The following is a 12,558-nucleotide window of genomic DNA, read 5'->3' on the forward strand; positions in this document are numbered from 1 at the left end:
GCCATTTCATGAAGGGCATGCGCCAATTTAAAATAAAGGAAATCATTTCAAACCAGACGATAGAGACGCAAGATGAGCTAGTCGACGCGCTTCGCAAGACAGGCATGCACGTTACCCAGGCGACGGTATCAAGGGATATTAAAGAGCTGATGCTTGTTAAAATTCCTGCGGAGGAAGGGAAATACCGATATTCAATGCCAATGGATGTACAGAGGCACAACCCGATTCATAAGCTGAAACGGGCTTTACTGGACCATTTCACTCATATCGATTATACCGATAATCTGGTCGTGCTGAAGTGCTTGCCAGGCACAGCAAATGCGATAGGCGCCTTAATCGACAATATGGAATGGCCTGAGGTAATGGGCACGATATGCGGTGACGATACGATATTAATGATTTGCAGAACGAAGAAGCAAAGCGGAGAAATTGTGGAGCGCTTGCTTGCTTTACTAAACTAAGGAGGATCTGATCATGCTGCGCGAGTTATCGATAAGAAATTTAGCGGTTATTGAAGAAGTTAACGTTTCATTTCATCGGGGCTTTCATGTTCTAACTGGAGAGACGGGTGCAGGCAAATCTATTCTGATTGACGCACTCAGTTTAGTTATTGGTGGAAGAGGCTCTGCGGATATGGTCAGATACGGATGTGATAAAGCCGAGATAGAGGCTATGTTTGATTTAAATGCCAAGCATCCTGTATGGACGGTATTGCAGCAGCTCGGCATTGAAGGATCATCTGATGATATGCTAATAATTAGAAGAGAGCTTTCTGCCTCAGGCAAAAGCACAAGCAGAGTAAATGGACAACTGGTTACCTTGACGATGCTGCGTGAAATCGGAGAATGTCTCGTTAATATACACGGTCAGCATGAGCATCAATCATTGCTAAAGACGGAGCAGCATTTGGAATGGTTGGATTTGTATGCCGGTGATTTATTAATAGAGCGGAAGCTGCAATATCAGGCTATTTTTGCGGAGCTCCAGCAGATTAAAGGGAATATTCGGGATTTGGAGCAATCCACCCGGCAAAATGCGCAAATGCTTGATCTATACCATTTTCAAATCGAAGAAATATCGCAGGCTGCATTAAAGCAGCAAGAGGATGAATTATTACTGGAAGAAAAGCAAAAGCTAATGTATGCAAGTAAAAGGATGGATGGCATATCAGAAGCTTATGAATTGCTGCAGGGCAAGCGTGCTCTCGATGCGCTTAGCACGGCTATGAGCAAGCTGAATGACATTTTGTCGTATGATCCAGCCAAATTGTCTCCTTTATTTGAACAGCTTTCAAGCGCATTTTATCAAGCTGAAGATGTAGCTTTCCAATTGCGAGATTATCGTGACAGTATTGAATCTGATCCTGAGCTGCTGGAGCAAATTGACGATCGCTTGGCACTCATCAATAGCCTTAAGCGTAAATACGGTGAAACGATACCTGATATTTTAAGTTATTTGGACTCCATTATTGTGGAACGTGATCAAATAGAAAATCGCGATGATATTTTAGAAAAGCTTCATAAGCAGGAAGCTGCCATGCAGAAGCAGGCAGCTGAGCTTGCGCAGGAGCTTTCGCATTTGAGAAGCCACGCAGGCAAAAAACTGTCAGCAGCAATTGAAAACGAGCTTAAGATGCTGCAAATGCCTGCCGCCAGATTTGAAGTAAGCTTGCAGCCGCTTCTAGAAGCAGACCAATCGGTCAAGCTGAACAGCAATGGCATGGATGAAGCTGTGTTTTTGCTTTCCTCGAATCCGGGAGAGCCGCTCAAGCCGCTTAACAAAATCGCCTCCGGTGGAGAAATGTCGCGCATTATGCTGGCCTTGAAGAGCATTTTTGCCGAAATTGACCATATCCCTGTGCTTGTTTTTGACGAAGTGGATACTGGAGTGAGCGGCAGGGCGGCCCAGGCTATTGCAGAGAAAATGTCCCGTCTTGCTTTAACTTGCCAGGTGTTTTCGATTACGCATTTGCCGCAGGTTGCTTGCATGGCGGATCATCATTATGAAATACGCAAGCAAATTACCGATGAAAGAACGGCAACTGGCGTTACGGAACTAGTTCACAATGCCAGGATCGAAGAGCTGGCAAGAATGCTCGGCGGTGTGGAGGTTACGGAAAAAACTCGCAATCATGCACAAGAAATGCTTGATTTGGCACATGATTTAAAAGGTGCTTAAAGGAAGTAAATAAGGGAAACTTTTTGCGGACATAAAACGGTGAGCGAAGGGTAACTTAAAGGTACGCCATTGGCGATACTACCTTTTTCGTCTTACGATGGAAAGTCAGGGAGCGTGAAATCATTGAACTCCAATCAAAGGAAGCGATGGTTTGGCCTTGTTCTCGTGATCGTCGTATGCATGCTCGGTAGCTCCTCCGCTTTTCAACAATTTGCCGCATTGCCGAATGAACTTCGTTTATTCTCAGGCCAGTTGAAGCATTTACAATATGGAGTACCCGTTCAAGCAGAAGTATCGGTCGATCCACAAGTGCTGCAGGTTAACGGATCATCAGCTCAAACGTTATCCGTTAATTTGAAAAACCCGCTGTCATTACAGCCTTTTCAAAGTGGTCAAACAAACCTGAAGATGAAATTATTTGGTAAAATTCCTTTCAAAACTGTAAAGGTAAATGTAGTTCCAGATTTAAGGGTAATCCCTGGGGGACAGACGATCGGCGTAAAGGTGAAATCTGCTGGAATACTAGTCGTCGGCCATCACCAAGTAAAGGACGAATCTGGTCAGAAGCTATCACCTGGAGAAGCAGCTGGTTTAAAGCTTGGCGATCTTATAACGAATATTAATGATACTCCTATTAGAGAGGTACAGAAGGTATCCGAGCTTTGCGCCAAGTACGCTGATCGCAATAAGCCGCTAAAGGTTACCTTTAAACGTAACGGTCAAATAAAGGAAACATTGCTTCAGCCTGTATTTGATGCTGAGGATCAATCCTGGCGTCTTGGGCTGTATATCAGAGACTCTGCAGCAGGGGTGGGCACATTAACCTTCTTTGCTCCTGATCATGGCGTATATGGCGCTTTGGGACATGTAATAACCGATATGGATACACAAACTGCGATTGAGGTCGGTGAAGGGAAAATTTTGCAGTCGCATGTTACCTCAATTAACAAAAGCCAATCTGGCGAGCCTGGAGAGAAGAGAGCAACCTTCGTCAAGGAAGGACATATTCTCGGCAATATTGAACGCAACACAGCTTTTGGTATTTTCGGTAAGATGAAGGAAGCCCCTGCACAAGGCTATAGCATGAAACCAGTTCCTGTAGCATTTGCTGAAGATGTCAAGGAAGGACCTGCAGAAATTTGGACCGTTGTGAACGGACAGAAGGTGGAACGTTTCCAGATTGAAATTGCTCATGTTTCCAAGCAATCTGCACCAGCTACTAAAGGAATGGTTATTAAAATAACAGATAAACGCTTATTGGATAAAACTGGCGGCATCGTTCAAGGAATGTCCGGAAGCCCGATATTGCAAAATGGTAAATTGATTGGTGCGGTAACACATGTGTTTGTTAATGATCCTTCATCAGGCTATGGCTGCTTTATTGAATGGATGCTGCAGGACGCAGGCGTCCTTAAGCCAACCAAATCCGCCCTGGCTGAGCAAGTGCAGTATGCAGTTTAACTCTGCTTAATAAACAACAAAACTGTGACTTGCATCTTGATTAGTTGAACTTTCCTTCAACTAAACAAGCTGTTAGTCACAGTTTTGTTTATACTCGTTGCTAAATTGTGTTAAAATTAAACAGTTCCATATTTGTCATATGAAAAGGCTCTATTTGTCGAATGATTTCGAATGGAATCAGATCATGTAGCAAATTATTAATTATATCGAAATTACATAAAAAAATAAAGAAAAAAAATTTTCGACAGGAGGAATTCAATTAGTTATGTCGAAAACTAAATTCAGACAACCTAAGAGCGAGACATCAATATCATTTCGAGGGAGGATTACACTTTGCACAAGATCGAAGTATTGTTAGCAGATGACAACAGAGAATTTACTGGCTTGTTATCGGAATACATATCCGAACAAAGTGATATGAAGGTTTGCGGTGTTGCGTATAACGGTGAAGAGGTAATAAGACATTTGGAGCAGACACGTAATGTTCCAGATATTTTAATACTTGATATTATTATGCCTCATTTGGATGGATTAGGTGTTTTGGAAAAACTGCGTGAAATGAATTTGAGTCCAATGCCTAAGATCATTATGCTAACAGCATTCGGCCAAGAAAATATTACGCAAAAGGCCGTACAGTTGGGAGCTTCATACTATATTTTAAAGCCATTCGATATGGAAGTATTGGCTAATCGTATCCGTCAGCTTGTGGGAGTGCCTGCCCACTCGACTTCAGCGCAATTCAGCACTTCATCCACATCATTGAAATCCAATGTAGTGCCAATGGCAAAGGGCAAAAATCTGGATGCGAATATTACGAGCATTATTCACGAAATCGGCGTACCAGCGCATATTAAAGGTTATCAGTATCTTCGTGAAGCGATCACGATGGTATACAACAATATTGAAATTTTAGGAGCAATTACAAAAACGTTGTATCCAGCTATCGCCGAAAAATTCAAAACGACGCCGTCACGCGTCGAACGCGCCATTCGCCATGCGATCGAGGTCGCTTGGACACGCGGCAACATCGACAGCATCAGCCATCTGTTCGGCTACACCATCAACATCAGCAAGTCTAAACCAACCAATAGCGAGTTTATCGCAATGGTGGCTGATAAGCTGAGGATTGAGCATAAGGTGTCGTGAAAGGGTAAGAATTAAATATAACGCGAGAAGCAACAGACACTTCTTTATCGGAAATCCAATTCCGTTAAAGAAGTGTTTTTTATTTAAAGTATTTGATTGAATATCATTTTGTTCATGACAAACACAAACATATCATATATGATAAACAGACAATAAAAATATAAAAGCTTAAGGTGCCAGTAAGTAAAGTTGACTTTATTTAATTGGGTAAAAGGGAAGTGGGTGAGATTCCCACGCGGTCCCGCCGCTGTATAAGAGGAGTCTATGCTTAAATGCCACTGGGAAACTGGGAAGGCAGCATAGACGTTGATTCTTGAGCCAGAATACCTGCCTGAAAAGCTTCAGATCATTTTTCTACGAAGGATAGGAGGGTGTCTATTTTTGCATGCTTTTTTTGTAAGTGCAGTTTAGACCTCTTAACCTTCTGTTAAGAGGTTTTTTGAATTATAAGAATTTATAAGTTTTATCTATAAACTTGTTCTTATCATTCATCGGTATAGAGTAACAGGAGGAGTTTGAAAGAGATGAGAAAACAGAAGTGGTTATCGTGGCTGCTCATTGGCAGTTTGTTTGTTTCGGCGTTCTTGTTCCATGTATCGATAGCTTCTGCAAGTAAGGAACAGCAATCTACGTCTTCCATTAAAGAGCTGTATCGCGATTATGAACAAATTTCTGCTTGGGCATTAGAGGCTATACAACAAGCTACGGACAATGGCTTTGTCCAAGGCAGCGCAGGCAAGTTCAATCCGAAGAAGCCGATTACGAGAGCGGAGTTCACAAAGATTTTGGCAGCAATGCTAGACTTTGATGTGACCCCAGAACAAACAGGCTTTTTTACGGATGTAACGGACCAGGACTGGTTTGCTCCTTATGTAAACACAGCTTTTAATAAAGGCTTGATTACAGGCTACGCGAATAAATTCCAGCCTAATGCAACGATTACTCGTGAAGAAATGGCAGTTATAATCGCTAGAGCATTAGAGCTTGAATTTTCAAAATCCGCTAGTGTAATAAAAGATAGCAATAAAGTGTCAGAATGGGCAAAGCAAGCTGTTGAGGCAGTTACCGCACTTGGCATTATGACGGGCGATGCAGCTGGCTTTCATGCCAATCAAGCCGTTACTAGGGAAATGGCTGCTGTAGTTGCAGTTCGTGCATATGTATACAAGGAAGATTCAACAGCATTTCAAAAATCTTTGGAAATAGCAAAAATAACGGAGCAGTTGAAAAAAACGTCCAGCTTTTTACAAGCAGAAGTAACGAATCCTGTCATAGCAAGCGTTGGCGGCGATTGGACGATATTTGGGCTTGCTCGTTCAGGCATACCAATCGATGCGCAATATTATAGTCAATATGTTAAAAATGTAGAGCAATTTTTAATAGAGAATTCCAGCAAGCTCCATCATGTAAAATATACGGAGTATGGCAGAGTTATTCTTGCGTTAACCGCGATTGGAAAAGATATAACGAATGCTGCAGGCTACGATTTGCGCGAGCCGCTTGCAGATTTTGAAACTGTTATTAAGCAAGGAATTAATGGCCCAATCTTTGCGCTTATAGCTTTGGATAGTAAAAGCTATGACATCCCTGTAGCAGCAGGCGTTAAAAAACAAACGACCAGAGAGCTGCTGATTCAGTTTATTTTGGATAGAGAAGTGAATGGAGGAGGCTGGGCGCTTGGCAATAACCCATCTGAAGCGGATCCGGATATAACGGCAATGGCTATACAAAGTTTGACTCCCTACTATAAAAATAATGAGAAAGTCACAAAGGCTATCGATCGCGGTTTGTCTTGGCTATCAAATGTCCAGCATGCAGATGGTGGTTATGCCACCTGGGAAACTGTAAATTCGCAGAGCGTCGCTCAGGTAATCGTTGCTTTAACAGGCCTTGGCATTAACCCTGATCAAGACGTCAGATTTATTAAAAACGGAAATTCAGTATTTGATGCATTGCTGGCCTACTCAGACGTAAAAGGCGGATTTTATTATGTGAAATCTGGTGGAAGCAGTAACGGCGGGGCTAATTCTGGTCAGATTGATTTGATGGCTACGGATCAAGCTTTCTATGCATTATCGTCCTATGAAAGATTTCTGACGAATAAGAACCGTCTCTACGACTTGTCAGACGTTTGATTTGGAGGTTTACATGAATAAAAAGAAATGGTTAACTGGTCTGGCAATTGTATGTGTACTGGCAATTGCATTTTTTTGGGGCGGAAATTTTCAGAAGCAATCGGTGAAAACAGATAATAATGTCGGTCAACTTACACACAATTCTTCATTAGAACAAACTGGCGAGGCAGGGAGTGCCACGGATGAGCTAGAGAACAATCAGGAGAAGCATCTGGAAAGTAATCCTGAAGTTCAATCTGAAGCTCAATCTAATGAAGGTTTAAAAGATGATGGGGAAGCTCCCGTCGATCAATCCAGCACATCCTCTACCATCATACCTGAACCTGATAAGCAGCCGGAGCCAGAAACTAAACCGATTGTGCCAACACCTGCAGCAACCGCGGCAAATGGATCCAATCAAGCTGCAGAAGCTTCAAATAATAGTGAGAAAGCACCAGCTTCTACGCCAGCACCAATTGAAACTAAAGAGCCAAACGACAAGGATAAATATCTCACCGATCCTGTTCCGCCAGGTAAACCAGAGCCTGTGGAGTGGCAGGATACGAAGATTGATAAACAGAAAGAGCTGACGGTTACATTATCGGTATCAGCAGCAACGATCCTCGATAATTTAAATATATTTGATGCAGATAAATTAGAGGTGCTACCGCAGGACGGAATAATTTATGCTGCAAAGAAGGTTGTTTTTTACGAAGGTGAATCGGTGTTTGATGTGCTGCTTCGCGAGCTGAAGGCAAATAAAATTCATATGGAATTTAATAGGACCCCTCTTTATAACAGTAATTATATTGAAGGGATCAACAATATTTATGAATTTGATTGCGGAGAGTTAAGCGGCTGGATATACAAAGTAAACGGCTGGTTTCCCAATTACGGAAGCAGTCGTTATGCCTTACAGGACGGGGACGTAGTGGAATGGGTTTATACGTGTGATTTAGGCAGAGATGTTGGCGGATATGTTGCGGCAGCGGGAGAGTCCAAATGAGCAAGGATGTCTTTTCTACCTTTCATCCCATCGTCAATTTTACTTTTTTTGCAGCGGTATTTATGTTTAGCATGATTTTTATGCATCCCATTTTTCAATGCCTGTCATTTATTGGCGCAGTTACCTATTCCATTATGTTAAACGGGAAAAAAGCAGTTATTTTCAACTTTGTTTATATGCTGCCCCTAATGCTGATTATGGCGTCACTCAATCCTATGTTTAACCATGCAGGAATTACCATTTTGTTTTATGCCAAGAGCGGAAATCCGATTACCTTGGAATCCATTTTGTACGGCGTGGCGATGGCTGCGATGTTTATAACCGTTATTATTTGGTTTTCCTGCTACAACAAAGTGATGAGCTCGGATAAATTTATTTATCTGTTTGGCAAAATAGTGCCGGCATGGTCTCTCGTGATAGCTATGGCGCTTCGTTTTGTACCGCGCTACAAAGAGCAGCTAATCGCTATTTCTAATGCGCAAAAATGCATCGGCAGAGATATAACGCAAGGCCATTTGGTGCAAAGAGCGCGTAATGGATTAACGATCCTGTCCATATTGACGACCTGGGCTTTAGAAAATGCAATCGAAACCGCAGATTCTATGAAGGCAAGAGGATATGGCTTGCCAGGAAGAACAAGCTTTTCTATTTATCGATTTGACGGCAGAGACCGGAATGTTTTTATTTTGCTTGTTTGCTTAATTATCATTATTTTTATAGGTGCAGCAATAGGGGAAAATAGCATTCGTTTTTTTCCTTCAATTAAATATACAGAAGCAACAGCGTTCAGTTTAGTTGTCTATTTTGCTTATTTCGTTTTATGTATGATACCGGTTATTTTGTATGTGTGGGAGGAATGGAAATGGACTTATATCAAATCGAACAGTTAAGCTTTTCATTCCCGGACAGTGAGAGCGACGCGCTTAAATCTATAAGCCTAAGCATTAAAAACGGCGAGTTTATCGTTATTTGCGGCCAATCCGGCTCGGGAAAGAGCACTTTACTGAGACAGCTGAAGCCAGTGCTTTCACCTCATGGGAAGCGCAGAGGCACTATTTATTATCGCAGCAAGCCTGTTCAGGAGTGGGATACGCGCACGCAGACGGCGGAAATCGGTTTTGTTCAGCAAAATGCAGAGAATGGCATCGTAACGGACAAGGTATGGCATGAGCTGGCGTTTGGGCTTGAAAGCCTCGGCTTTGACAATGCAGTCATACGTTTGCGCGTTGCTGAAATGGCCAGTTTTTTTGGCATACAGCATTGGTTTCATAAAGGAGTGACCGAGCTTTCAGGCGGTCAGAAGCAGCTCCTCAATTTAGCTTCCATAATGACTATGCATCCTTCCATACTTATTTTGGATGAGCCGACTTCACAGCTTGACCCGATCGCCGCTGCTGAATTTTTAGCGTCGCTTAAAAAAATTAATCAGGAGCTGGGCACAACTATCGTAATTACTGAGCACCGTCTCGAAGAAGTGCTGCCGCTCGCCGATCGATTGCTCGTTATGGATAACGGCTGCTTGTTAATCGATGACCCGCCAATAAAAGCCGGACAATCGTTATTCGAGCTGGCTCACCCGTTATTTGCTTCGATGCCTGCGGCTATGCAAATAAAAGCATCCATTGAAAAAAGCGGCGCTTTGCCTATCACAGTTAAGGAAGGCCGGCAATGGCTGGAGTATTTTGCAGCGGGTAAGGAAAGAAAGGAAGCAGCGACGCTGCCTAAGCAATCGGAGCAATCGCATGGCGAAGCAGTGATCGTATTTAAAGAGGTATGGTTTAAATATAATCAATCTGGCCCGGATGTGATAAAAGATTTAACCTTTTCCGTTCGCAAAGGGGAGTTTTATTGTATTGTCGGCGGGAATGGCGTAGGGAAAACGTCCGCTTTATCGCTGATTAGCGGCATTCACAAGCCATATAGAGGTGAGATTTGGCTTAGCGGCAAAAAATCGACAGCATGGAGCACGAAAGATAAATATACGAAGCATTTAGGTATATTGCCTCAAAACCCCCAAACGCTTTTTGTGAAAAAAACAGTAGAGCTTGATCTATACGAAATGCTGCAAGGCTCTGCTATTACAAAAGAGCAAAAGCAGGAAAAGGTGATGGAGATTGTTCGCTTCGCAGAGCTGGAAAAGCTGCTGAATAGACATCCTTACGATTTAAGCGGCGGCGAGCAGCAGCGTGCTGCTTTAGCTAAAGTGCTCCTATTAGAGCCTGTGATTTTACTGCTGGATGAGCCGACAAAAGGGCTGGATGGCTACTTTAAGCAGAAGCTCGCACAATTGCTGACGGGCTTGAACAAACGTGGCGTTACGATAGTGATGGTTTCTCATGATATTGAGTTTTGTGCGCAGTATGGCCAGACTTGCGCGATGTTTTTTGACGGTAAGCTGATTACAGCTAACGCTGCCAAATCATTTTTTGCCGGAAACAGCTATTATACGACTGCTGCAAACCGAATGGCGCGGCATATTTGGAAGGATGCGGTTACGGCTGAGGATGTGATTTCACGATGTCAAAGCTTAAGGTAGCTATTCACAATCGAACGTTAATGTCTGCGTTAATGATTTTGATCATTATTCCTGCGACGATTATGCTAGGTATTTTTTTATTGGATGACCGAAAATATTATTTTATAAGCCTGCTTATTATTATGTACGCTATTGTTCCATTTCTTATGGTGTTTGAAAGACGCAAGCCAGCGGCCAGGGAACTGATCGTTATTGCCGTTCTTGCAGCCATTGCCGTTGCGGGAAGGGCAGCTTTTTTTATGCTGCCTCAGTTTAAGCCTGTCATAGCTATTGTTATTATTGCAGCAGTCTGTCTTGGAGCTGAAGCGGGATTTCTGGTAGGAGTGACCACAGGCTTTGTATCCAACTTTTTCTTCGGTCAAGGCCCCTGGACCCCTTGGCAAATGTTTTGCTTTGGCATCATCGGCTTTATTGCAGGCTTACTTTTTCAAAAAGGCTGGCTTAGCAGATCAAAGCTGGCGCTTTGCCTATTTGGAGGCGCGGCAACATTTGTTATTTATGGCGGGATTATTAATATTGGTTCTTTGTTTATATTTACAGGCCAATTTTCTTGGACCGCACTAGCCGCCGCTTACGTTTCAGCGTTTTGGTTTGATCTCATTCATACGATTGCTACGGTTGTATTTCTGTATATTTTAGCCAAGCCAATGATTGAAAAACTGGATCGGGTTAAGGTGAAGTATGGTCTAGTGGAGTAACTAAGGTCCTATTCCATCATTCCTATTTACAATTATTGAAGCATTTGGAATAATGAATGTTCACATAATTGGTTAAATATAGGAGGATCAAATTAGGATGAAGATTAGAGCGAACAGGGTTACAGGCATTATATTATTTGTAGCGCTAGCGTTGCTAATAGCTGCTGCAGCACCATTGCCGGCAACGGCACAAACATCATCGAATGAGTCTAAGAATTATGAATTGCTGCACTCGGAGTACAAATTAATCGACGGCCAAATGAAAATAACGGCAGATGTACGTGTTACAGCTGGCGAAAATATTACAGTTTTAGCGGTAGGCTATGATAAATCAGGCAATATTATCGAAATGAAGACAAAAACTGAATTTAGAATGTCAGGCACCACGGGCGTATTTCAATTCATGATGGACAAAGGAGAGCAGCTGGATAAGGTGGATATCCAGGCAATCGGAAAAATTGAAGAGCCTTATAAAGTGCTTGCCCAATCGATGGTAAAAGAAAAGGACCATGTCGAAGCATGGATTGCAGTAAGGACTGGATCAAGTCAATATATGAATGTCGTTGCAAAGGGATTTAATAAAAATGGGAAGCTAGTTGAAATTAATGGCGCTTCTGAATTTGTAATGTCAAACCATGCATCCGTATTTAAAATTAAGCTTAATGCGGTTAACGATATTGAGAAGGTACAGTTTTTAGTGTTGATAGATGATCAAACTTATGTGGTGGATTACGGCACTTATATAAAAAATGGCCGCTTAATCGTTACTGCAGTCGTTAAGAACGGTTCAGCTCAAAACATTACATCCAGAGTTACACCTTACGATGCAAAAGGTAAAGAATTAAATATTCAAACGAATACCTCATTCGCAATGTCAAAATATCTTTACAAGCTGAATATGGAAATAAAGGATACGAGCGCTAATAAGGTTGCTTTGAAATTTTACGATGAAACGGGGAAGACCGAGTTAAGCAAGCGCGGAATCTTGGTTACGATTGACGGAGCTGGCTTGGCAGTCAAGCAGCCGCCAGTTAAGAAGGACGGCAGAGTCAGTGTTCCTATGAGGGATATATTTGAAGCATTGGGAGCTGAAGTTGGATGGGAACAAGTAACGAAAACGATTACTGCGGCTAGAGGAAGCAAAGAAATTATTCTTCAGATCGGTAATAAAGAGGCGTATATTGATGGAGAAAAGATTACGATTGATGTAGCTCCAGAAATCGTTAAAGGCAGCACGATGGTACCGATCCGGTTTGTAACAGAAGCGCTGGGCTCAAAAGTGTTTTGGGATAATGATTCACAGACCGTGATGATTATCCGATAAGGAAACTAGAAAGGACCTGTTGAAGGTCCTTTTATTGTGTATTGAACAGAGGAATCGGCAATGAATCGACAGCTTCGTTAGCTATCTGGTCAGTC

The 12,558-nt window shown here is 42.4% G+C and carries 10 protein-coding genes and 1 riboswitch; all 10 genes read left to right on the forward strand.

The window, feature by feature from the left end:
- Window positions 1-8: 8 nt before the first annotated feature.
- The 10 genes from ahrC (at window position 9) to ACRRU2_RS07330 (ending at window position 12,463) form a co-directional block, all read left to right on the forward strand.
- Window positions 9-461 carry a transcriptional regulator AhrC/ArgR gene (gene ahrC, locus ACRRU2_RS07285; protein ID WP_432500548.1) on the forward strand — a complete coding sequence of 151 codons (453 nt, stop codon included), beginning with the start codon at window positions 9-11 and terminating at the stop codon, window positions 459-461.
- Window positions 462-474: 13 nt separating this feature from the next.
- Window positions 475-2,178, forward strand: a complete 1,704-nt coding sequence (gene recN / locus ACRRU2_RS07290; RefSeq protein ID WP_432500549.1) for a DNA repair protein RecN — start codon at window positions 475-477, stop codon at window positions 2,176-2,178.
- 123 nt (window positions 2,179-2,301) lie between these two features.
- On the forward strand, window positions 2,302-3,639 hold the full coding sequence (spoIVB, locus tag ACRRU2_RS07295; RefSeq protein WP_331698587.1) for a SpoIVB peptidase: 1,338 nt from the start codon (window positions 2,302-2,304) through the stop codon (window positions 3,637-3,639).
- A 333-nt stretch (window positions 3,640-3,972) separates the two neighbouring features.
- Complete coding sequence (gene spo0A, locus ACRRU2_RS07300) at window positions 3,973-4,785, forward strand: sporulation transcription factor Spo0A (RefSeq protein WP_331698588.1); 813 nt, start codon at window positions 3,973-3,975, stop codon at window positions 4,783-4,785.
- 154 nt (window positions 4,786-4,939) lie between these two features.
- Window positions 4,940-5,134, forward strand: a riboswitch (cobalamin riboswitch).
- A gap of 175 nt (window positions 5,135-5,309) precedes the next feature.
- Window positions 5,310-6,920, forward strand: a complete 1,611-nt coding sequence (locus ACRRU2_RS07305; RefSeq protein WP_432500550.1) for an S-layer homology domain-containing protein — start codon at window positions 5,310-5,312, stop codon at window positions 6,918-6,920.
- A 13-nt stretch (window positions 6,921-6,933) separates the two neighbouring features.
- A complete protein-coding gene (locus tag ACRRU2_RS07310) occupies window positions 6,934-7,905 on the forward strand; it encodes a DUF4430 domain-containing protein (RefSeq protein WP_432500551.1) in 972 nt (323 codons plus the stop codon).
- Window positions 7,902-8,795: an energy-coupling factor transporter transmembrane component T gene (locus tag ACRRU2_RS07315; RefSeq protein ID WP_331698591.1), complete on the forward strand. Its 894-nt coding sequence runs from the start codon at window positions 7,902-7,904 to the stop codon at window positions 8,793-8,795. The genes ACRRU2_RS07310 and ACRRU2_RS07315 overlap by 4 nt, the downstream gene beginning before the upstream one ends.
- Window positions 8,768-10,441: an ABC transporter ATP-binding protein gene (locus ACRRU2_RS07320; RefSeq protein ID WP_331698592.1), complete on the forward strand. Its 1,674-nt coding sequence runs from the start codon at window positions 8,768-8,770 to the stop codon at window positions 10,439-10,441. Before ACRRU2_RS07315 ends, ACRRU2_RS07320 begins: the two co-directional genes overlap by 28 nt.
- Window positions 10,423-11,139 carry an ECF transporter S component gene (locus ACRRU2_RS07325; protein ID WP_331698593.1) on the forward strand — a complete coding sequence of 239 codons (717 nt, stop codon included), beginning with the start codon at window positions 10,423-10,425 and terminating at the stop codon, window positions 11,137-11,139. Before ACRRU2_RS07320 ends, ACRRU2_RS07325 begins: the two co-directional genes overlap by 19 nt.
- 97 nt (window positions 11,140-11,236) lie before the next feature.
- Window positions 11,237-12,463 (forward strand): copper amine oxidase N-terminal domain-containing protein, encoded by a 1,227-nt coding sequence (locus ACRRU2_RS07330; RefSeq protein ID WP_432500552.1) that lies wholly within the window; start codon window positions 11,237-11,239, stop codon window positions 12,461-12,463.
- The last annotated feature ends 95 nt before the right edge of the window (window positions 12,464-12,558 follow it).

Origin of the sequence: Paenibacillus sp. GXUN7292 (assembly GCF_050864975.1) — a bacterium.
Classification (GTDB): Bacteria; Bacillota; Bacilli; order Paenibacillales; family Paenibacillaceae; genus Pristimantibacillus.

What these genes read in the sequence shown, in the direction of transcription:
- ACRRU2_RS07320 (WP_331698592.1), top strand. Translation starts at nt 8,768, where the DNA reads ATGGACTTATATCAAATCGAACAGTTAAGCTTTTCATTCCCGGACAGT.
- ACRRU2_RS07310 (WP_432500551.1), top strand. Translation starts at nt 6,934, where the DNA reads ATGAATAAAAAGAAATGGTTAACTGGTCTGGCAATTGTATGTGTACTG.
- recN (WP_432500549.1), top strand. Translation starts at nt 475, where the DNA reads ATGCTGCGCGAGTTATCGATAAGAAATTTAGCGGTTATTGAAGAAGTT.
- ACRRU2_RS07330 (WP_432500552.1), top strand. Translation starts at nt 11,237, where the DNA reads ATGAAGATTAGAGCGAACAGGGTTACAGGCATTATATTATTTGTAGCG.
- ACRRU2_RS07315 (WP_331698591.1), top strand. Translation starts at nt 7,902, where the DNA reads ATGAGCAAGGATGTCTTTTCTACCTTTCATCCCATCGTCAATTTTACT.
- ACRRU2_RS07305 (WP_432500550.1), top strand. Translation starts at nt 5,310, where the DNA reads ATGAGAAAACAGAAGTGGTTATCGTGGCTGCTCATTGGCAGTTTGTTT.
- ACRRU2_RS07325 (WP_331698593.1), top strand. Translation starts at nt 10,423, where the DNA reads ATGTCAAAGCTTAAGGTAGCTATTCACAATCGAACGTTAATGTCTGCG.
- ahrC (WP_432500548.1), top strand. Translation starts at nt 9, where the DNA reads ATGAAGGGCATGCGCCAATTTAAAATAAAGGAAATCATTTCAAACCAG.